The sequence below is a fragment of the Halosolutus halophilus genome (assembly GCF_022869805.1).
Classification (GTDB): domain Archaea; phylum Halobacteriota; class Halobacteria; order Halobacteriales; family Natrialbaceae; genus Halosolutus; species Halosolutus halophilus.
This window is the reverse complement of sequence record NZ_CP094974.1, coordinates 200,424-219,892: the sequence shown is the minus strand read 5'-3', so window position 1 is coordinate 219,892 and position 19,469 is coordinate 200,424. Positions and strand designations below refer to the sequence as shown.

Below are 19,469 nucleotides of genomic sequence, written 5' to 3'. Positions count from 1 at the left end.
CACTGATCGACCGACGTCGCACCGGTCGCGCCGAAACTCGGTCGATCGCTTTGCGAAAGGTTGAGAACGCTGGCCGCCCTAACACGGTCGAATGGCCGCGTACGACGCGATCTGTTTCGATCTCGACAGTACGCTGTGCGAGCCCAGCCGGGACGCCGGGACGCTCCTCGAGCGAACCTTCGATCGGGCCGGGGTCGACCGGTTCTGTACGCCCGCGGATCTTCGCGCAGCCGTGCCGTCGCTGTCGACGACCGAAACCGATCGCGAGTTCTACGAGCACCTCTTTGCCGAAGTCGCGACCCGCGCGAACGTCGACCCTGGCGTCTCGTCGACGCTCGCGAACCGGTATCTCGAACTGCGGGATCCGACCGCCGTCCAGTTCAAACCCGGAGCCGAAGCCGCCCTCGAGTACGCTCGCGAGCGCGGCCGGGTCGGACTCATCACCAACGGCGGCCGCGAGACGCAGACGAAGAAACTCCGGGCCCTCGACATCGAGGACGCCTTCGACGTGCGGGTGTTCACCGAGCCGAGTGCCGGCATCTACCCGAAACCCGACACGGCACCGTTCGAGCGCGCCCTCTCGTCGCTCGAGGCGGCCCCCGATCGGGCGATCCACGTCGGCGACTCCCTGCACGCCGACGTCGCGGGTGCGAACGCGATGGGAATCGATTCGGCGTGGATCGACACCGGCCACGGCCGGTCGACAGCCCACGAACCGACGTACGAACTCGCGTCGCTCGAGACGTTCGAGCGGATCGTCTGAGCGACCGGGCGACGGATCGAAAGCGAGTACGGTCGATCGCTTACTCGCGCGAAGGGACGAGGTCGGTGTGAACGACGGCCCGGTACTGGCCGGCCGCGGCGTCCTCGAGACGCTTCAGCAGAGTCGCGACGTCGTCGAAGCTATCCGGCAGTTCGAACGGGTCGTGCTCGTAGTCATCACGCTGCTTGCAGACGCTGACGAACGACCGGACGTCGTCCGCGCGACCGGGCGGAAGGTAGACGACGCCGACGTCGGTCCCGTCGGGGACCTGTTCGTCCCACGTCTCGACCAGCGGCTCGATCGCACGCCGTGGCGATCGGGTCCGCTCGACGAGTTCGTCGACGTCGATCGCGGCGTCGTCTCCGAAGCCCTCGAACACCTGCTCCAGTTCGTCCCTGTTCTCCTCGAGCGACGGTGCGGCCTCGAGGGCGTCGGTCGCCTCCCGAAACGCCTCGATCTCCGCCCGGCGCACGGCGACCGGGTACACTTCGTCGTGGGTCTCCTGGGCGAGTACGTACGAGTTCACCATGGACGCACCGTCGCCCGCCGACGACTTCCCCAGCATCAACTCGAGTATCCCCATGAATGGACCTGCAAGCGACGGCGGAATAAGTGTTCCGTGCCTCGCGTCGCTATCGTGCGCTCACCACTCCGCTCCCAGCGCGGCCTTCGCGCCGCCGTAGCCGCTCGCGGTCGCCCACGTCCGGCCGCTCGCGACGTGTTCGACCTCGTAGGACCCGCCGCAGACGCCACAGCGGTACCGATCGGGCGCTTTCACCGGCTTCGAGGCGCGGTGGCGCTTCGCCCGCCACTCGCAGTCCTCGTCTCGACACCGGAGCACGTACCGCGGCTCCGAGAACGATCGGCAGTGACGCGGCGCGTCGAGCGCCGCCGCCCGGTCGCGAAATCGGGGACCGTGGCCGGACTCGCCGAACTGCTGAAACTCCCAGGCGTGGACGAGTTCGTGTCGGACGACCGCCGCGAACTCCGGCCAGTCGTATTCCCCGTAGGCCCGCCGAGCGAGCACGATCGTGGCGGTTTCGCGATCGGGATGCCACCGGCACGCCCCCGCACGACGCCGCGCCCGCTCGGAAACGGTCCACTCGAGGGCGTCGCGATCGACCGGCAACTCGCGCTCGTCGAGAACCTTTCGGGCGTGGATCCGCGCCCGCGCGACGATCTCGTCCGCGATCGTGTACTCGCCGTCGGTCACGGGCCGAGCAAGGAAGACCGGAACCGAAATTCTTCCGGTCCGACGGGTCCCGGTCGACTCCGGAGGTCCTTTGCGCACCCGAGACGACCGATCGGACATGACCGATCGGACGCTCCCGGCGCCGCGCGATCCCGACCCGGACGATCCCGCGGAACCGGCCGCGCTGGTCCTGCCCGCGGTCGGCGAACCGCCGCTGAACGAACGCGAGCCCTGGCTCGAGCGACACGATATCGTCGACGCCCTGTCGATCCCGGGAGCGGAGACGCCGCTGTACCTCACGGCCGACGGCGTCGCCGTCACGACCACCGGGATCGGCAAGAGCGACGCCGCGACGACGACGGCGGCGCTGCTCGCGGCACCCGGCGTCGACCTCGACGCGGCGTACGTCGTCACGGCGGGGATCGGGGGTGCCCCACCGGACGCTGCCGCCCTCGGTTCGGTGGTCGTCGCCGACGCCGTCGTCGACTGGGATCGGAAACACCGCTGGGATCGATCGGCGTCGGGGACCGGAGACCCCTCGGAAACGATCGACGCGAGCGACGATCGGCCGATCGACCTCCTCAACTATCGACCCCGGGACTACGTCTGGCACATCGACGACCGACTCCTCGAGGACGGGATCGCCGCGGCCCGGGAAGTCGACCTCCGCGAGGACCCGTTGGCCCGCGAGTACCAGGGCGAGTATCCGACCGCACCGGATGCGGGGCCGATCGTCACCACCGGAACGACGGTCTGTGGCGACGAGTTCTGGCACGGCCCCCGCTACGCGCGCGAGGTCGAGTGGCTCTGCGACCAGTACGACGCTGGGCCTTACGCGACCACCCAGATGGAAGACGCCGCGACGGCGACCGCGCTCGAACGGTTCGGCCTGCTCGATCGCTACCTGAGCGTGCGGGCGATCGCGAACTACGATCGATCGCCGCCCGGCGAGTCAGTCGAGGAGAGTTTCGACGGGACCGAGGCGAGCCTCGCCCTGGCCGTCGACAACGCCGAGCGAGTCGGGTCGGCGATCGTCGAGGAACTCGTGGCGACGGACCCGATCGGAATCCGGGCCGACAGTTCGGAGCCACCGGTCTAGAGCGTCTCCTCGCGGACGAGCGACTCGAGGGCGGAGACGACGGCGTCGGCTTCCCTCGTCCGGACCGGCAGGCTCTGCTCGATCTGAATCCCGCCCCGATCGCCGGCTGCGAGCCAGTTGACGAAGTTCGCCGGGCTGACGCCGCCGTACGGTCCGTCCGAAACGGCGTCGACGGGAGCCGTGACGGTCCCGTCGAGCCGATCGGCGACCCGCCGTTTGATCGCGCCGTCGATCGCACCTCCGACGACCACGCGATCGTCGCCGAGGCCGTGAAGGCTGATCACGGTCTCGAAGCCGCGATCGGCGATCTCTCCGAGCAGGGGGTACTCGTCGGGCGCAATGGCCGAGGAGGGCGGGTGCCACAGATCGAACTCGCGGTTCGCCTCGTCGTAGCCGAGACAGGCCCAGCAACTGGCGTTCGGGAGCCGAGCCGCCAGTTCGACGGCCTGTTCGGCGGTTCCCGGCTCGACGCGACCGCCGTGGGCGGCACAGACCAGCACCTCGTCGGTGACGCCATCGTCGTACAGCAGTTCCGTGAGCCGTCCCGTCTCGGTGCGCTCGAGGAGACGCGTTCGGAACGTCGATCGGGTCACGCGCTGGGAATACGCCGCGAGTTAGAATAATCCTTGGCCGGTGTGGAGTTCAGCGGTAGAGCGACCGGGATGTCGTCGTGGGCGGCAGCGACTGGGAGAGACGGTGCGACGAGAATGCGGATTCAGGCCTCGATCGCCAGTCCCGCCTTCGAGAGCGCCTCGTCGGTCGAGAGGTCGTCGTGGATGACGCCGGAGACCGCCGTCGCGATCGCTTCGGGGTCCTCGTGCTGGAAGATCGATCGCCCCATCGAGATGCCCGCGCCGCCGGCGTCCATCACGCCGCGGACCATCTCGACCGTCTCGCGATCGGTACCCTTCGAGCCCCCGGCGATGACGACCGGCAGCCGGGTCGACTCGACGACGTGCTGGAAGCTCTCGGCGTCGCCGCTGTAGCCCGTCTTGACGATGTCGGCGCCGACTTCCTCGGCGAGGCGAACCGCGTGGCCGAGCGCCTCGGGGTCTTCGGAATCGACGCCGGGACCGCGTGCGTAGGCCATCGCCAGCACCGGCATCCCGAACCGCTCGGCCGTCGCCGTGACCTCCGAGAGCTGCGTGATCTGGTCGGGTTCGTAGTCCGACCCGACGTTGATGTGGAAGGAAACCGCGTCGGCGCCGACGCGGATCGCCTCCTCGACGGTCCCGGTCGAGCGCTTGTCCTGCTCGTCGGGACCGATCGTCGTCGAGCCGTTGAGGTGGACGATGTACCCTTTCCCGTTCTTGTTATCGTGGACGCGCGGCGCGATCCCTTTCTGCGTGAGGACGGCGTCGGCACCGCCGCGAGTCACGCCGTCGATGGTCGATTCGATGTCCTTGAGCCCCGTGACGGCCCCCATCGTGAGGCCGTGGTCCATGGGGATGATCATGTACGATCCGTCCGTCCCGATGCGATCGAGTCGCGCGTCGATTCCGGTCGATGTGGTCATTGCGGGAGTGTAGCAAGCTTGCAGTTATGGCTGTTCTGGTTCCGGTGCATCTTCGTCGGCCGCGCCGCGTCGCGCGCCGCGTTTCAGCTCCGCCGCTTTGGCCTCGAGTTCGGCCGCGGCGTCGCCGTCTGCGTGTTCGGCAGTATTCTGGGACTCCGTCCCAGAGTCCGCTGAGCCGTGCTCAGCGATGATATCGACGAGTGCGCTGCCGACGATGACGCCGTCCGCTCCGGCCTCGATTATCTCGGCGGCGTGGTCGCCCTCGCTGACGCCGAAGCCGACCGCCTTGGGGACGTCGTACTCCGAGAGTCGCGCGAGGCTGTCGTGGGTCGCAGTCGAGACGTTCGCCCGTGCGCCAGTCGTTCCGAGCCGGGCCTGCACGTAGGCAAAGCCCGACACCTGCGACATGATCCGGTCGAGTCGCTCGCCCTCGGTCGTCGGCGCAACGATGAAGACGAGATCGATTCCGTGGTCGTCGCAGGCCTCGCGCAACGGATCGGCCTCCTCGGCGGGGAGATCGGGGACGATGATCCCGGAGAGGCCGACCTCCGCCGCGCGTTCGACGAACGGACGAACGTCCGGTTCCCCTCCGAACTGGAGGATCATGTTGTAGTAGGTCATCACCAGCAGCGGTGCCTCCGTCTCGAGGTCGTCGACGAGTTCGAAGAACCCCCGTGGCGTCGTGCCGGCGTCGAGCGCCCGGTTGATCGCCGCCTGGATCGTCGGCCCCTCCGCGATCGGCTCCGAGAACGGCAGACCGAGTTCGATCAGGTCCGAGCCGCCGCGATCGAGCGCCTCGACGTACGCCTTCGTCTCCTCGAGCGAGGGATCGCCCGCGGTGATGTAGGTGATCAGTGCGGGGTGGTTCTCGCGGATGGCGGCCTCGACGTCGCTCTCGATCGCCGCGTCGGTCGTCGATTCGTGACTCACTGGTCGAACACCTCCACGTCCGGCGCGGCCGCCAGGTCTCGGTTCTCGGTCTCCTCGAGCACCGTCTCGAGGTCCTTGTCGCCGCGGCCGGAGACGTTGACGACGACGAGGTCGCCTAATTCTTCGTGGGCCTCCTCCAAATACCCCAGCGCGTGACTCGACTCGAGAGCGGGAATGATTCCCTCGAGGTTCGAGAGCCGGTGGAATCCGTTGAGCGCCGCCTCGTCGTCGACGGTAACCGGCGTCACCCGCCCCGTCTCGACGAGGTGAGCGAGTTCGGGCCCCACGCCGGCGTAGTCCAGCCCCGCGCTGACGCTGTGGGACTCGACGATCTGACCGTCCCGCTGTTGCAGGAGCTTCGTCATCGCGCCGTGGAGCACGCCGTCCGTTCCCGTCGAGAGCGTCGCGGAATTGGGCGCGAGTCCCGCCGCCTCGTCGATCTCGAGGCTGGAGCCGCCGGCTTCGACGGCGACGAGGTCGACGTCCTCGTCGGGAACGAACTCGTGGAACGCGCCCATCGTGTTCGAACCGCCGCCCGCGCAGGCGACGACGCTGTCGGGCAGACGCCCCGCCCGGTCCCGAATCTGTTCGCGGGCCTCCCGGCCGATGACCGACTGGAAGTCCCGAACCAGCTTCGGAAACGGGTGCGGGCCGACGACCGAACCGATCACGTAGTGGGTCCGCTCCACGGTCGTCGCCCAGTCGCGCATCGTCTCGTTGATCGCCTCCTTCAGCGTGCCGGAGCCGGCGGTAACGGGGTTCACCTCGGCGCCGTTCATCCGCATCCGGTAGACGTTCGGCCGCTGGCGGTTGATGTCCGTCCGGCCCATGTAGATCTCGCAGGGCACGTCGAGGTGGGCCGCGGCCATCGCCGTCGCGGTCCCGTGCTGGCCGGCCCCGGTCTCGGCGATGACCCGTTCTTTACCCATGTACTTCGCGAGCAGGACCTGCCCGAGCGCGTTGTTCAGCTTGTGTGCCCCACCGTGGACGAGATCCTCGCGCTTGAGGTAGATCTCCCGATCGTAGCGATCGCTCAGCCGATCGGCCCGCTGCAGGGGGGTCGGTCGGCCGCCGAAGTCCCGTATCCGCTCGCGAAACTCGTCTAGAAATCCGTCCTCGTTCTCGAGGACGTACCGTTCGTACGCGTCCTCGAGTTCCTGTAGCGCCGGCATCAGTGCCTCGGGGACGTACTGGCCGCCGTAGTCGCCGAACGTACTCTCGCTATCGCGCTCTCGATTGCGTTCGCTCGTGCTCATGTCTGGGTCTCCGTCTCTGCGTCGTCGTTCGTCTCCGCGTCCGTCAGTCGGCGCGTGTTCTCGGCCACGTCGCCCTCCGCGCCGTGGTCCATGATCGCGCTGCCGACGAGCAGCGCGTCGGCACCCGCCTCACGCATCCGGCGGACGTCGGCGGGCGTCGAGATGCCGCTTTCGGCGATCAGGGTCACGCCGTCCGGAACGTGGGCCGAAACCGACTCGAACGTTCCGAGATCGACCTCCAGTTTCGCCAGGTCGCGGTTGTTCACGCCGATAATCTCGGCACCCGCCTCGATCGCAGTCTCGAGTTCCGCCCGATCGTGGACCTCGACGAGCGGCTGGAAGCCGCGATCGCGCGCCGCGGTCACGAGTTCCGCGAGATCGTCGACGAACCGTGCGATGAGCAAGGCGAGATCGGCCGCGACGACGTCCAGTTGGTCCTCCCGGAGCACGAAGTCCTTCCGGAGCACCGGAACGTCCACGGCCTCGCGAACGCTGGACAGCGCCTCGGGCGAGCCACCGAAGTGCGAGGGCTCGGTCAGCACCGAGATGGCCGCCGCTCCGCCGTCGACCATCGCCTCGGCCAGGGCGACGGGATCGTCGTCGCGCGTCCCGTCGGCGGTCGGACTCGTCGGTTTCACTTCCGCGATCACCGGGACGCGATCGTCCGCTTCCGCCCGATCGAGCGCGTCCGGGAGCGATCGCGCCGCGACCGAGACGCGATCGTGACCGTCGGCCGATCGCTCCCGCGCGGCCGCGAGGATCGACGCCACGGCGGGCGCGACCTCCGTTTCAGAGTTCATTATTGTACATCGACGTACTCATATGTACATAAGACTTGCGCCATCGGCGCGGCTGGCCGGCGATCCCGATCCGCGATTGCGCGCACCCGGTACTGGAACGGCGTTTGGCGTCGGCAGCCGCAGCGAGAACGTCCGCGGAGAACACGATTACAGCGATCTACGGGACCGGCGGATATTCAAGGATCCGCTCCCTTCGAGCAACCATGGACGAGGTCACCGACGCGGGAATCTACGCGCGGGAGTCGACGTACCTCGATCGCTACGTCCAGGTGGGCGCGGCCAGCGGGCGCGTCTTGCGCGTTTCATTTCCCGAGAGGCCGGAGGAGGACGCGGCAGAGGACCACCCCGTCCTCGACCGGATCTTCGAGTATCTCGAGGGGCTCGAGGAGGTCGACTTCGACGACGTGCAGGTCGCACTGACCCTGCCGACGGACCAGCGTGCGGTGCTCGAACAGCTCCGGGGGATTCCCTACGGCGAGCAAGTCGGCGTGAAGAGCCTCGCCCGGATGACCGCCGAACTCGATCCGGACGACCAGGACGACATCACGCTGGTGCGGACCGCGCTCGACGCCAACCCCGCGCCGATCCTGCTTCCCGACCACCGCGTCCGCGACGGGCCGAGCGCCGCACCGCCGGCGGTCGAACAGAAGTTGCGATCGATCGAGGGACTGTAGGCGGCGACCCGGATCCGATCGCCGGCGTAGCGCGGGTGTTTCAGGCGCCGGCCCGCTGCCAGTGTTCCGGTTGCCGGCGTAGTTCGACCTACTGAGTGTAGATCGCAAACACGTAGAGGAGGATCCCGACGAACACCGTGATCGAGGCGATCAGGTCCAGTTCCGGAACGGCGAGTCCGAACAGTTGCGTCACCCCGCCCACGACGAGACAGGTCGCGGCGGCGGTGATCGGATCGAGTTCGCGGGACGACTGCCAGTAGAGCACGCTCCCGACCCCGATCGCGATGAGACCGAACAGACCGTCCGCGACCTGCCGCACGAGCAGGTCGCCGGCGATCGTCGCGTAGCCGAGCAGGAAAAAGTAGACGACGACGCCGACCACGACGGTACGGTACACAAGCGGTGGTGCGTCCTCGAATCTCGTCATATCACCTCGAACGAACGCCCCGACCTTATACTGTCGGCTGTGCGTCGGTGCGTCGGAGGCGCCAGACGGTCTCGGCGACTTTCACGAACGGTTATGGCCGACAGTATTAGCGTTCGAGGGTCTCGGCCCACTCGAAGTCCAGCCCCTCGTGGACGGCGAACTCGAGCGCGTTGATCCAGTAGTGGGCGACGACCACGACGAGGAAGCTTCCGGTGAGAATAAAGCCCGCCGCGAGCACGAAGCCGAGCACGCCCGTCACGACGATCCCGACGGTCCCCTGCATCCCGTGGCCCAGTGCGAACGCGATCGAAGAGCCGATCGCCAGGAGCCACACCGAGACGTCGAAGCCGGTCGACACGGCACCGATGAGCGCCGCCCGGAAGAGCAGTTCCTCGAACACCGCGATGATCGGCAGGACGCCCACCAGGAGCACGAGCCAGCCCCGAACCGAGTCCGGGCTCAGCAGTTCGCGCAACCCTTCGTCGTGGTCGAGCCCGAACCACGTCGCCGCCGCCGCACCGACCTCGTTCGCGACGTAGAGGGCGAATCCGAACGCCGTCCCCCAGAGCAGCCCGGTCTCCAGATACGATCGCGAGACCTCGATACCCAGCGCGTCAGCCGGGATCGCGGAGTAGATCGCCGCGCCGATCAACACGAGTGCGAACAGCCCCTGCGAGGCTGCCACGTTCGCCAGCACCATCCCCGTCGACAGCGACTCCGGGTCGATCTGGCGGTCGGGCCCGTCGATCCCGTCGCGGGGTCGGGATGGATGCTCGCGGTCGTTTTCGGGCGACCGGTCGCCGTCCGACGACGATCGATCGGCCTGCGACGCACGATCGTCGGGCGACTCCGCCGACGTCGGCTCCCGGTCCGACTCGGTCGCGGCCTCGGTCTCGGTCGCCTCCTGGGGGGCTCCATCTACGCCGGACTCGTCCGGAGCCTGTACCGACGACGAGCGATCGATCGGTGCCGGACCGTCGGCTCCGGATCGGGGGGAATCGGACCCGGATTCGGACCTGGACCCGGACTCGTCACGCGGATCTAGAGATGCGTCAGCGCGATCGGTCCGCGAGTCGGTCCCGTCGGTAATCGCCGACTGCGTGAGATGCGAAAGAACGAGCAAGAGTACGAGGACGACGCCCGTTATCCCGGCGAACGTCGCCCACTGCGGCATTTACTGCGGACTCGGGTTCGACCCGCTCGTCGAGCCGACGGCGCCTTGATCGAGTGCCGATCCGGTGATCGACTTGAGCCGATCGACGAGCGAGTCCTTCTTCGGTTCGCCCATCAGGGCGACCTCGAGGACTTCGCTGATGTTCGAACAGGGCACGATGTCGACCATCTCCTCGTACTCGTCCTCGATCATCACGTCCTGTTCGTTGGCCTTCGGGATGATGACCGTCTCACAGCCGGCCTTGGCCGCGGCCTCGATCTTGTGAGTGACGCCGCCGACCGGAAGCACGTCCCCGCGAACGGAGAGCGAGCCGGTCATGGCGACGGTCTGGTCGACCGGGATGTCCTCGAGGGCACTGATGACGGCCGTCGCCACCGTGATGGAGGCGGAGTCGCCGTCGACGCCCTGCTGGCCGGTCTGGACGAACTGGATGTGGATGTCCTTCTCCGAGAGGTTCACGTCGGAGAACTTCTTGATGATCGCCGAGACGTTCTGGACCGACTCCTCGGCCATCTCCTTGAGCTGACCCGTGGCGATGACCTGGCCCTGGCCCTGTGCCGGGGCGATTTCGGCCATCACGGGGAGCATGATTCCGCTGTCTTCGCCCATGACGGCGAGGCCGTTGACGCGGCCCTCGACGCCGCCCTCGGCGACCTGCAGTTCGTAGTCCTTGCGGCGCTCGATGTAGTCGTCTGCGAGCTGTTGCTCGATCGAGCGCGAGCGGCCCTTGGCCTGCAGGACGTCCTCGCGGGTGGTGTACTCCCGGTCTTCGGAGCGAGCGATGTCGCCGGCGACGCGGACGAGGCCGCCGAGCGTCCGGAAGTGCAGCGTCAGGTGGTTCTTCCGGCCCGAGCGGCGCTTGGCCTCGAGGATGAGTTCCTCGACGGCGTCGCGCGTGAAGTGGGGGAGCCGGCCGTCGCGTTCGACCTCCTGGGCGACGAACCGGGCGTACTTCCGGCGCATCTCGGGAGTGTCCTCGATGGTGTCCTCCATGTAGACCTCGTAGCCGTACCCCTTGATCCGGTTGCGGAGCGCGGGGTGCATGTTCTCCATCGCGTCTAAGTTCCCCGCGGCGATCATGACGAAGTCACAGGGGACGGGTTCGGTCTGGACCATCGCGCCCGAGGAGCGCTCGGACTGGCCGGTGATCGAGAACTCGCCCTCCTGGATCGCCGTCATCAGCTTCTGCTGGGTACGGACGTCGAGCGTGTTGATCTCGTCGACGAACAGCACGCCCTTGTTCGACTTGTGGATCGAGCCGGGTTCGACCCGATCGTGGGACGGCGTCTCCATCCCGCCGGACTGGAACGGGTCGTGGCGGACGTCGCCGAGCAGTGCGCCGGCGTGAGCGCCGGTCGCGTCCTCGAACGGCGCGGTGCGCTGATCGCCGTTGTCGACGATCATGTTCGGCACCATCGCGTCCGTCCCGCGGCTCGTGTAGCGGAAGATCAGCCAGACGATACCCGCAGCGAGGATGCCGAGGAGGATCTGCTGGGAGATGATCGCATAGCCGACGACGATCGCGATAATGATCCACATCAGGATCGAGCGCATCTGGTTGCGCTTGCGAGCTTCCTCCTTGTGCGCGTCGATGATCTGTTCGCCCTTCCCCGCGGGAACGGTCCGGACCTTCGGCGCGTTCCCGTCGTCGGGGTTGTGATAGACCAGGACGTCTTGCAGATCCTCCTGGGGCAGTAGCTGGCTCATCGCCTTCGCCAGCATCGACTTCCCGGTCCCGGGAGAACCGATCATCATCACGTGCCGGCGCTGCTTGGCCGCCTTGATGATGATGTCTCGTGCCTCGTCCTGTCCGATAACCTGGTCGACGAGCCGATCGGGGACCTCGATGTCGTCGGTCGTGTCGATCTTGAGACCGCCGAGCAAGTCGTCCTCGGCGTTCTCCTCGTCGACCTCGACACCCGGGTCGACCTCGACGTCGCTGCCGAGGTCCTCGACGGTTTCGATGTCGTCGTCTCCGTCGTCTCCGTCGTCGGACACCGAATCGGGATCGAACTCCCCCATCGGGTCGTCGACGTCGTCGTGACGGTCACCACCCTCGTCAAGCGGCGACCGATCTCCCTGACGCTGCTGGTCCTGATCGTGCTCGTGAGGGTCATCCTCACTGGCAGCAGTCCCGGCAGTGTCTTCGGGAGGGTCGTCAACGTTCGTATCGTTGCTCATAGAACTCTGTTCAGTACCTGATTCGAAGGGATTGCCACTGATATACTTTCTCCATGCGGAGGATGGTGTCAGTTGCTGATACTGCCTTTTACAGGGGCCTACGAGCCTGATTGGGGATTATCAATCGTCGATTTCGTACAGCCCCTGTCGGCGTGAATTATCTCTTCGACGATCTGTTCGCGACGACGAACGTACCGCGCTGGAGACTGTCGACCTCGAACGTTCCGCGTTGGAGATCGTCGACCTCGAACGTTCCGCGCTGGGAATCGTCGGCTCTGGAGACGGGAGCGCTGGTTCCCGGCGGAACACGCCACGCTTAAGCGGACGCCACGAGCAGTGTATCCCATGACCCGGGGGTTCTACATCGGCCGGTTCCAGCCCTTCCACAACGGCCACCTCAGTATGGTCGAACAGATCGCCGAGGACGTCGACGAACTCGTCCTGGGGATCGGCAGCGCCGACGACTCGCACACGACCCGGAACCCGTTCACGGCGGGCGAACGGATCATGATGATCACGAAGTCGCTCGTCGACTACGACCTCGTCACGTACGCCGTCCCGATCGAGGACCTCGAACGGAATTCGGTGTGGGTGAGCCACGTCCAGAGCATGAGTCCGGACTTCGACGTCGCGTACTCGAACAATCCGCTCGTCATTCAACTGTTTCGCGAGGCGGACATCGAGGTCCGCCAATCGCCGATGTTCAACCGCGAGGTGCTCGAGGGCTCGGAAGTCCGCGAACGGATGATCAACGGCGGCGACTGGGAGACGCTCGTTCCCGAACCCGTCGCCGAAGTCGTCGACGAAACCGACGGGATCGAACGGATCCAGATGGTCAACCGGTCCGACTCGAACGGCGGGTGAACCCCCACGACCTCGCGATCCCGGCCCGATCGCAGCGGGTGCCGACTCCCCGGATCGATCGGAGACCCACGGATTTTCACCGACCGGCCACGACGTCACTGTATGCTCACCCTCGCGTCGGACTTCGGCTCGCCGTACCCGGCGGCGATGAAAGGCGTCGTCTGCCGGCGAACTGACGCGCGACTCGTCGACGTCGCCCACGACCTCCCCCGGCAGGACGTCCGCGCGGCCGCGTTCTGGCTCCGCGAGACGCTGCCGTACTTTCCGCCCGCGACCCACCTCGTCGTGGTCGACCCCGGCGTCGGAACCGATCGGAACGCGCTCGTCGTCCGTGCGGGCGAGCACGCGCTCGTCGGCCCCGACAACGGGGTCCTTTGCCCGCCAGCGCGACGGCTCGCCGGCGACGGCCCGATCGAGACGTACGTGATCGACGAGACCCGCCTCGACCCGGTCGAACCCGCGACCCCGCAAGCGAGCGACGCCGATACCCTCGCGCCGGACACGGCCGGGAAACGCGGACCCGCGAGCAACACCTTCCACGGCCGTGACGTCTTCGCACCGGCCGCTGCCGCCGTTCACGACGCGCCGCTCTCGGATCTCTCCGACCTCGCGTTCCTGACGCCGGCCGAGTTCGCGGTCGATCTCGAGTTGCCCACTGCGTCCGTCGAGAACGAGCGTGCGCGCGGCGACGTGCTGGTCGTCGACGACTTCGGCAACGCGATCACGAACGTCCCCGGCGGCTACCTCGACGGGCGCGAGACGATCGTCGCGAACGGCGAGTCCGTCCCCGTCGGTGAGACGTTCGCTGCAGTTCCGGCCGGCGATCGACTCGCGACGGTCGGGAGTCACGGCTACGTGGAACTGGACGTCAACCAGGGTCGCGGCGACGAGGCGTTCGGTCTCACGGCCGGCGACGACGTCGTCCTCGAACCGACCGATACGAGTGCGTGACGGCCTCGGGGACCCCGACTGCCCGGGGAGCCGATCGCGTTCGGGTGCGCCCGGACAGGATACGTACGCGGATCGGACGGTAGTAACACTACTTGCCGAACCGCCGAGGACGGCTTCGAACGGCAACGAACGGGACGCTCGGCCCAAAAATTCGAAATCGGCGATCGGAATCGCGGGGCGGCCGTTATTCGGCGGCGATGACGTCGTCGATGCGGACGATCATCGTCGCGGCCTCGGTGGCGCTCTCGATCGCCTCGCGCTTGACGTCGGCGGGGTCGACGACGCCGTGCTCGAAGGGATCGTCGATCGTGACGTCCTCACCGGTAGTGATGAGACCGGCGCGCCCCTCGGACTCGTGGGCGGCACGGAGGTCCACGAGCGAGTCGATCGGGTCCTGGCCCGTATTGGCCGCGAGCGTGCGCGGGACGACGTCGATCGCGTCCGCGAAGGCGTTGACGGCGAGCTGTTTGCGGCCCTCGATGCCGGCGGCTTCAGAGCGGATCGTGTCGGCGATCGCGATCTCGGTCGCACCGGCACCGGGGACGACCTCGCCGGACGCGAGGGCCGTCGAGACGACGTCGAGCGCGTCCTCGATGGCGCGTTCGAGTTCGTCGACGACGTGTTCGGTACCGCCGCGGACGAAGACGGTGACGGCTTCGGCGGCCGCGCCGCCCTCGACGAACGCGAGGTCGTCGTCGCCGTAGTTCTCCGTTCGAATGCGGTCGGCAGCACCGAAGTCGTCCGCCTCGAGGTCCTCGAGGGCACCGACGCGGCGAGCACCCGTCGCGGAGACGATCTGGCGGGCGTCGGAGTCGCTGACGCTCTCGAAGACGAGCACGCCCTCGTTGGCGAGGAACGTACTGACGCGGTCGTCGACGTCTTCGGTGGTGAAGACGACGTCGGCACCGCTCTCGGCGATCGTCTCGGCGTAGCCGCGGACCTCGCTCTCCTCGGCGTCGATCGCCTGGTTGAGCTGGTCGATCGAGTCGATGGCGTACTCGGCGTCGATCTCGCCGGTCCGGACGCCGAGTTCGACGTCGAGGACGGCGATCGAGGCGTCCTCGACGTTCGCGGGCATCGCGTCGTGGGCGGCTTCCTCGTCGATGACGATCCCGGGGACGAGTTCGGTCGCGTTCGAGGAGGCGCCGATCTGGGTGTGGACGGCGACGTTGTCCCGCTGGACGCCCGCGTCCGTCTCGACGTGGCGGATGGCCTCGACGACCGTCTCGGCGAGCGACTCGGCGGTCAGCCCGCCGGTGCCCTTGCCGGTCATGCTCGACTCGGCGACCTGTTTCAGGATCTCGTCGTCGACCTCGGCCTCGCCGACCTGCTCGGCGATCGCGTCGAGTGCGATCTCGGCGGCCTCGTGGTAGCCCTCGACGATCGTCGTCGCATGGACGTCCTGTTCGATGAGGTCCTCGGCCTCGCCGAGCAGGTTGCCAGCGATCACGGCCGCCGTCGTCGTGCCGTCGCCGACCTCCTCCTCCTGGGAGTCGGCGACCTCGACGATCATCTGGGCCGCGGGGTGTTCGATGTCCATCTCGTTGAGGATGGTCGCCCCGTCGTTCGTGATGACGACCTCCCCGCTGGAGTCGACGAGCATCTTGTCCATGCCGCGGGGGCCCAGCGTCGTCCGTACCGACTCGGCGACGGCCTTGCCGGCCATGATGTTCGACGATTGGGCGTCGCGACCCTGCGTTCGCTGGCTATCCTCGCTCAGAATGAACATAGGCTGTCCGCCCATGCGTCGCTGTTGTGCCATGGTTGTACTCACTAACCATGTCGTCAGCACTTCTATATAAAGGTTTCCCTACCGCCACCGCTCCCTCTGGCGATTCCCCGTGTGAGCCGTCGCCACACCCCGCCGACCACGCCACGGTCCGGGAGTCGGTAGCAAAATATGGGTCGGCCGAAAACACCTCCGTGGGATGCTGGAGCTGGAGCACGGGTTTCGCATCGTCGACGTCTATACGCAGCTTCCGCCGGACGCGAGGTCCGGCGAGGACGCGATGACGCCCGATCGACTGGAGCGGGAGATGCACCAGGCCGGAATCACGAAGGCCGTCGTTTTCCCGCCCGCGACGCCGGAGACGAGCTACGTCGCGCCGAACAACGGAGTCGCCCGTCACAGCGTCGACCGGCCGTTCGTCGCCGTCGCCCGGATCAACGGCACCCAGCAGCCGGACGCGAGCGCGACCGGCCGCCTCCGCAACGCCGTGAGCCGCCGCAAGGACCACCACACGACGCCCGAGGACGTCGAGCGCTACGCCTACGACGATCGGTTTCACGGGTTCGTGCTCGATCCCGGCGTGGACGGCTACCCCGACGACGACGTCCTCGCCGTCATGGACGACGTCGAACTCCCGGTACTCGTCAGCGGCGGCGTCGACGCACCGCCCGACACCCTCGCGTCGATGCTGCTCGAGCACTCGTTCCCGGTCGTCGTCGCCCACTTCGGCGGCCACCCGCTCGAACGATCGCTCATGAACGGGATGATCGACCTGCTGACCGAGTACGACGACTGCTACGTCGAGACGAGTTTCGTCAGGTACCGCCGGGAACTCGAGCGCGCGCTCCTGGAACACCCCGATCGAGTCCTGTTCGGCAGCGGCACCCCAGCCTGTCACCCCAACGTCGCCGTCATGGAGATTCTCACGCTGGACGTCTCGGAGGACAAACTCTGGCGAGTCTTCTCGAAGAACGCCTGTCGCGTGATCGACGCGCTCGGACCGGACCCCGAAATTCGCCCGTGACCCCTGCCCGTCCTTTCGATACCGCCACGCCGACGGGAATCGGTACGATCGCCGCAGAACGACCGCGACGAGCGGGGTGCCCACCCGGATCGGTATCACTCGTCGTCCTCTCGGCCCACCACGGACCGACGCGATCGACGCCGCCGAACTGTCCGCGACGGAGCCTGACGACGGAACCCGGGATACTCGGTGGCGACCGGCGACACCGACGAAGCGACCGCCGTGTCGCGGTATCGGCAGGCCGCTCACGCTGACGCCGAACTTAAGGGGATGGCCCCGGACCGTCCCCCATGGAATCCGTTGGCACGGGACTCGCGGCGATCGACTGGAACGACCGACGTGCGGACGTCTACCTCTCGCGACCGGACAAGCGAAACGCGATGACCGTCGACCTCATGCGCGACCTCACCGCGGCGTTCGAGCGGGTCGACGAGGCCGAGGACGTGCGGGCCGCCACGCTACTCGGCGAGGGGCCGGTTCTCTCCGCGGGGATGGACCTCACCATGATGCGCGATCGGGTCGACCCCGACTCCGGGATCGACCGGGACGTCTTCCCGGACCTGCTCGAGACGATCGAGGACCTCCGACAGCCGGTCGTCGCCGGTATCAAACGCGCCGCGCCCGCGGGGGCGTTCGAACTCACGTTGCCCTGTGACTTCCGGATCATCGGCGAGAACGCCAGGTACGGGCTGCTCGAGGTCACGCTGGGCACGTTCCCTCACGGCGGCGGCACCCAGCGGCTCCCCCGGCTGATCGGCCTCTCGAAGGCCAAAGAGATCGTCCTCACCGGTGAGTTCGTCGATCCCGAGCACGCCGCCGAGATCGGGCTGGTCCACGAAGTCTGCCCCGACGAGGACGTCGACGAGCGAACGAAAGCGTTCGCCGATCGGCTCTGCGAGAACGCCCCGCTCGGGCTCGAGTACGGCAAACGCGCGCTCAATGCGTCCCTGGAGATGCCCCTCGAAGGGGGGCTGGCCCTGGAACGATCGCTCGGCCACGAACTGGACGACACCCGCGACTACCGCGAAGGGTTCGAGGCGCGACTCGAGGAACGAGAACCGGAGTTCCGCGGGGAATAACGGTCCAGCGAGCGACGACCGGGTCGTTATCGTCGGTCGTAGATCCGGACCGCCCGATCGTGGCGGGTCGAGATGCCGTTCGGATTACGCTGGGTCGACCGATCGGCGAACCGGGCACGGAGTCCGTCCCGAAACCCGCAGGCGGAGCTTTTGATGACGTCGGTCCCGTCGGCGAACCACCCCGTCGGCGTCTCGTCGCCTTCGAGGATCCCGCGAACGCCGGCGGCACCGTCACGGACGGCGCTGCCGATCGTTCGCACGAGGACGACGGGTCGCGGCCCGTAATTTTTCGTCAGCCGGTAGGCGAGCGCCCGGTAGGTGCTGCCCCAGTCCGGATCCGCCCGTCCACCGTCGGCCCCGACGTCGCTTCGGGCGGCCATCGCCGGCGTCCACGCGACGTCGAACCCGAGACCGGCCACGCGATGGGCACAGTCTCGCGCGCCGTCGGCCACGAGGTACTCGTCGAACCCGTCGAGCGCCTCGAGAACGGTCCGATCGAACGCGGCGTTGTCGGCCTCGACGCGGGCCACGCGCCGGCCAGCGACGGTACGGACCGGTTCGTCGCCGTCGACGGAGCCGTCGGCGGACGTGAGGGGGCCAGTGACGACGTCCACGTCGGTCTCGATCGCGTCCGCGAGGGCCTCGTACCACCCCCGTTCGACGACGTACTCGCCGCCGAGGAAGGCGACGACGTCGCCCGAGGCGACCTCGAAGCCGGCGTTGCGCGAGACGTTCGGGTTCCGTTCGGAAATCTCGACGAGAACGTCGACGTCGGGACGATCCCGGACGACGCCGGTCGTCCCGTCCGAGGAGGGGCCGTTGACCACGATGATCTCCGTCTCCGTCGGCGTCTGCTCGTGGAGCGCGTCGAGACTGGACAGTAACTGCTCTCGGTCGTTGAGCGTCGACACCACTACCGAGAGCTCCATACTATGGGGTAGAATTTCCGAAGAGTAAAAATACGGGGGTTTGCGTCGCGGATCGAGATCCACCGATCGATCGACCGTGTGAGACGGGACGGCGATCGGCGGGGTCAGTTACTGGCCGGCGATCGAACGCGCGTATTCCAGTACGAGACGGACGCGAAGTGATCCGTGATCGGGTGCCCGCCGATGGCCGTGTCGAGCCGTCTGATCGGCGAGGCGAGTCCGTTCGGAATCGAACGGTAGAGTCCGTAGGGGGCGAGGAAGTCGTCTTCCACGTCGACGAGCGTCAGGTCCGTCTTGGCCAGCAGCGTGGCCACCTCGCTCTTCGAGTAGAGGCGCGATCCCATCGGCAGCGCCCAGTTGTAGACGCTGCGAGCGCTGAACCGGTTGAACGTGTCGAAGACGACCTGGTCGCTCGATACCCGGCGCATCTCGCCCAGGAACGCCTCCGGATCGTCCGCGAGGTGGAAGAACCGCATCGCGATGACGATGTCGAAGTGATCGTCCGGGAAGGGCAACCGTCCGGCGTCACCGCGGAGAAACTCGAGCGTTCCCGCGAGATCGGTGTTCTGTACCTTCTGGCGACCCTGCTGTAGCATCGCCGCCGAAATATCGAGTCCCACGACGTCGGCCCCGCGCTCCGCGAGCATGACGGTGAATCGCCCGGTACCACAGGCGATTTCGAGTACGTTCTGTCCCTCGACGGGCATGATCGCGTCGAGGACGGCTTCTTTCTCCCGGCGGTCGATCAGCTGTCCGCCACGGGAGAATCGCTTGTCGTCGTACTCCTGAGCGACGTCGTCGGCCTGGTACCACTCCTGTCCTTTCACACTGGGCGCAACTACAGGAGGCGGAGGATAAAACGATACTGGAGTCCATCGGCG

General features: G+C 67.3%; 20 protein-coding genes. 7 read left to right on the top strand and 13 right to left on the bottom strand.

Annotated features, from left to right (window positions below):
- Positions 1-91: 91 nt before the first annotated feature.
- Complete coding sequence (locus tag MUG98_RS01190; protein WP_265110363.1) at positions 92-763, top strand: HAD family hydrolase; 672 nt, start codon at positions 92-94, stop codon at positions 761-763.
- A gap of 40 nt (positions 764-803) precedes the next feature.
- Here MUG98_RS01190 and MUG98_RS01185 read toward each other — a convergent pair whose 3' ends face one another.
- Positions 804-1,346: a hypothetical protein gene (locus MUG98_RS01185; protein WP_265110362.1), complete on the bottom strand. Its 543-nt coding sequence runs from the start codon at positions 1,344-1,346 to the stop codon at positions 804-806.
- Between the two features lie 60 nt (positions 1,347-1,406).
- On the bottom strand, positions 1,407-1,976 hold the full coding sequence (locus MUG98_RS01180) for a SprT family zinc-dependent metalloprotease (RefSeq protein WP_265110361.1): 570 nt from the start codon (positions 1,974-1,976) through the stop codon (positions 1,407-1,409).
- Positions 1,977-2,073: 97 nt separating this feature from the next.
- On the opposite strand from MUG98_RS01180, the gene MUG98_RS01175 reads away from it, so the two are divergent.
- Positions 2,074-3,054, top strand: a complete 981-nt coding sequence (locus MUG98_RS01175; RefSeq protein ID WP_265110360.1) for a purine nucleoside permease — start codon at positions 2,074-2,076, stop codon at positions 3,052-3,054.
- On the opposite strand, the gene MUG98_RS01170 is transcribed toward MUG98_RS01175, so the two are convergent.
- The 5 genes from MUG98_RS01170 to trpC all read right to left on the bottom strand — a co-directional run bounded on the left by MUG98_RS01170 (position 3,051) and on the right by trpC (position 7,556).
- Positions 3,051-3,647 carry a poly-gamma-glutamate hydrolase family protein gene (locus MUG98_RS01170; RefSeq protein WP_265110359.1) on the bottom strand — a complete coding sequence of 199 codons (597 nt, stop codon included), beginning with the start codon at positions 3,645-3,647 and terminating at the stop codon, positions 3,051-3,053. The genes MUG98_RS01175 and MUG98_RS01170 overlap by 4 nt on opposite strands.
- 122 nt (positions 3,648-3,769) lie before the next feature.
- Positions 3,770-4,570, bottom strand: coding sequence for a 2-amino-3,7-dideoxy-D-threo-hept-6-ulosonate synthase (locus MUG98_RS01165; RefSeq protein ID WP_265110358.1), 801 nt, complete (start codon positions 4,568-4,570; stop codon positions 3,770-3,772).
- A gap of 24 nt (positions 4,571-4,594) precedes the next feature.
- A complete protein-coding gene (gene trpA, locus MUG98_RS01160; RefSeq protein WP_265110357.1) occupies positions 4,595-5,500 on the bottom strand; it encodes a tryptophan synthase subunit alpha in 906 nt (301 codons plus the stop codon).
- Complete coding sequence (gene trpB / locus MUG98_RS01155) at positions 5,497-6,756, bottom strand: tryptophan synthase subunit beta (RefSeq protein ID WP_265110356.1); 1,260 nt, start codon at positions 6,754-6,756, stop codon at positions 5,497-5,499. The genes trpA and trpB overlap by 4 nt, the downstream gene beginning before the upstream one ends.
- Entirely contained in the window at positions 6,753-7,556 is an 804-nt protein-coding gene (gene trpC, locus MUG98_RS01150; protein ID WP_265110355.1) for an indole-3-glycerol phosphate synthase, read from the bottom strand. The genes trpB and trpC overlap by 4 nt, the downstream gene beginning before the upstream one ends.
- Before the next feature lie 203 nt (positions 7,557-7,759).
- On the opposite strand from trpC, the gene MUG98_RS01145 reads away from it, so the two are divergent.
- Positions 7,760-8,230 carry an MGMT family protein gene (locus MUG98_RS01145; RefSeq protein WP_265110354.1) on the top strand — a complete coding sequence of 157 codons (471 nt, stop codon included), beginning with the start codon at positions 7,760-7,762 and terminating at the stop codon, positions 8,228-8,230.
- Between the two features lie 88 nt (positions 8,231-8,318).
- On the opposite strand, the gene MUG98_RS01140 is transcribed toward MUG98_RS01145, so the two are convergent.
- From MUG98_RS01140 to lonB, 3 genes are all read right to left on the bottom strand, one after another.
- Positions 8,319-8,657 carry a hypothetical protein gene (locus tag MUG98_RS01140; RefSeq protein ID WP_265110353.1) on the bottom strand — a complete coding sequence of 113 codons (339 nt, stop codon included), beginning with the start codon at positions 8,655-8,657 and terminating at the stop codon, positions 8,319-8,321.
- Between the two features lie 106 nt (positions 8,658-8,763).
- Positions 8,764-9,831, bottom strand: coding sequence for a CPBP family intramembrane glutamic endopeptidase (locus tag MUG98_RS01135; RefSeq protein ID WP_265110352.1), 1,068 nt, complete (start codon positions 9,829-9,831; stop codon positions 8,764-8,766).
- The gene (gene lonB / locus MUG98_RS01130; protein WP_265110351.1) at positions 9,832-12,012 is read right to left on the bottom strand and encodes an ATP-dependent protease LonB; all 2,181 of its coding nucleotides are present in this window, start codon (positions 12,010-12,012) and stop codon (positions 9,832-9,834) included.
- Between the two features lie 345 nt (positions 12,013-12,357).
- Between lonB and MUG98_RS01125 the strand changes: the two genes are divergently transcribed.
- A complete protein-coding gene (locus MUG98_RS01125) occupies positions 12,358-12,876 on the top strand; it encodes a nicotinamide-nucleotide adenylyltransferase (RefSeq protein WP_265110350.1) in 519 nt (172 codons plus the stop codon).
- A 102-nt stretch (positions 12,877-12,978) separates the two neighbouring features.
- Complete coding sequence (locus MUG98_RS01120; protein WP_265110349.1) at positions 12,979-13,827, top strand: SAM hydrolase/SAM-dependent halogenase family protein; 849 nt, start codon at positions 12,979-12,981, stop codon at positions 13,825-13,827.
- A gap of 184 nt (positions 13,828-14,011) precedes the next feature.
- Here the strand turns inward: MUG98_RS01120 and thsA are convergent, their stop codons facing one another.
- Positions 14,012-15,556 carry a thermosome subunit alpha gene (gene thsA, locus MUG98_RS01115; RefSeq protein WP_265112530.1) on the bottom strand — a complete coding sequence of 515 codons (1,545 nt, stop codon included), beginning with the start codon at positions 15,554-15,556 and terminating at the stop codon, positions 14,012-14,014.
- A 199-nt stretch (positions 15,557-15,755) separates the two neighbouring features.
- On the opposite strand from thsA, the gene MUG98_RS01110 reads away from it, so the two are divergent.
- Positions 15,756-16,580 carry an amidohydrolase family protein gene (locus MUG98_RS01110; protein WP_265110348.1) on the top strand — a complete coding sequence of 275 codons (825 nt, stop codon included), beginning with the start codon at positions 15,756-15,758 and terminating at the stop codon, positions 16,578-16,580.
- A gap of 290 nt (positions 16,581-16,870) precedes the next feature.
- Positions 16,871-17,659, top strand: coding sequence for an enoyl-CoA hydratase/isomerase family protein (locus tag MUG98_RS01105; RefSeq protein WP_265110347.1), 789 nt, complete (start codon positions 16,871-16,873; stop codon positions 17,657-17,659).
- Between the two features lie 26 nt (positions 17,660-17,685).
- Here the strand turns inward: MUG98_RS01105 and MUG98_RS01100 are convergent, their stop codons facing one another.
- Both MUG98_RS01100 and MUG98_RS01095 read right to left on the bottom strand, forming a co-directional pair.
- Positions 17,686-18,588 (bottom strand): glycosyltransferase family 2 protein, encoded by a 903-nt coding sequence (locus tag MUG98_RS01100; RefSeq protein WP_265110346.1) that lies wholly within the window; start codon positions 18,586-18,588, stop codon positions 17,686-17,688.
- 104 nt (positions 18,589-18,692) lie between these two features.
- Positions 18,693-19,415 (bottom strand): class I SAM-dependent methyltransferase, encoded by a 723-nt coding sequence (locus MUG98_RS01095; protein ID WP_265110345.1) that lies wholly within the window; start codon positions 19,413-19,415, stop codon positions 18,693-18,695.
- Positions 19,416-19,469 lie beyond the last annotated feature (54 nt).

Coding starts and splice junctions, on each gene's coding strand:
- MUG98_RS01190 (WP_265110363.1), top strand. CDS start 92: ATGGCCGCGTACGACGCGATCTGTTTCGATCTCGACAGTACGCTGTGC.
- MUG98_RS01185 (WP_265110362.1), bottom strand. CDS start 1,346: ATGGGGATACTCGAGTTGATGCTGGGGAAGTCGTCGGCGGGCGACGGT.
- MUG98_RS01175 (WP_265110360.1), top strand. CDS start 2,074: ATGACCGATCGGACGCTCCCGGCGCCGCGCGATCCCGACCCGGACGAT.
- MUG98_RS01165 (WP_265110358.1), bottom strand. CDS start 4,570: ATGACCACATCGACCGGAATCGACGCGCGACTCGATCGCATCGGGACG.
- trpB (WP_265110356.1), bottom strand. CDS start 6,756: ATGAGCACGAGCGAACGCAATCGAGAGCGCGATAGCGAGAGTACGTTC.
- trpC (WP_265110355.1), bottom strand. CDS start 7,556: ATGAACTCTGAAACGGAGGTCGCGCCCGCCGTGGCGTCGATCCTCGCG.
- MUG98_RS01145 (WP_265110354.1), top strand. CDS start 7,760: ATGGACGAGGTCACCGACGCGGGAATCTACGCGCGGGAGTCGACGTAC.
- MUG98_RS01140 (WP_265110353.1), bottom strand. CDS start 8,657: ATGACGAGATTCGAGGACGCACCACCGCTTGTGTACCGTACCGTCGTG.
- MUG98_RS01135 (WP_265110352.1), bottom strand. CDS start 9,831: ATGCCGCAGTGGGCGACGTTCGCCGGGATAACGGGCGTCGTCCTCGTA.
- lonB (WP_265110351.1), bottom strand. CDS start 12,012: ATGAGCAACGATACGAACGTTGACGACCCTCCCGAAGACACTGCCGGG.
- MUG98_RS01125 (WP_265110350.1), top strand. CDS start 12,358: ATGACCCGGGGGTTCTACATCGGCCGGTTCCAGCCCTTCCACAACGGC.
- MUG98_RS01120 (WP_265110349.1), top strand. CDS start 12,979: ATGCTCACCCTCGCGTCGGACTTCGGCTCGCCGTACCCGGCGGCGATG.
- thsA (WP_265112530.1), bottom strand. CDS start 15,556: ATGTTCATTCTGAGCGAGGATAGCCAGCGAACGCAGGGTCGCGACGCC.
- MUG98_RS01110 (WP_265110348.1), top strand. CDS start 15,756: ATGCTGGAGCTGGAGCACGGGTTTCGCATCGTCGACGTCTATACGCAG.
- MUG98_RS01105 (WP_265110347.1), top strand. CDS start 16,871: ATGGAATCCGTTGGCACGGGACTCGCGGCGATCGACTGGAACGACCGA.
- MUG98_RS01100 (WP_265110346.1), bottom strand. CDS start 18,588: ATGGAGCTCTCGGTAGTGGTGTCGACGCTCAACGACCGAGAGCAGTTA.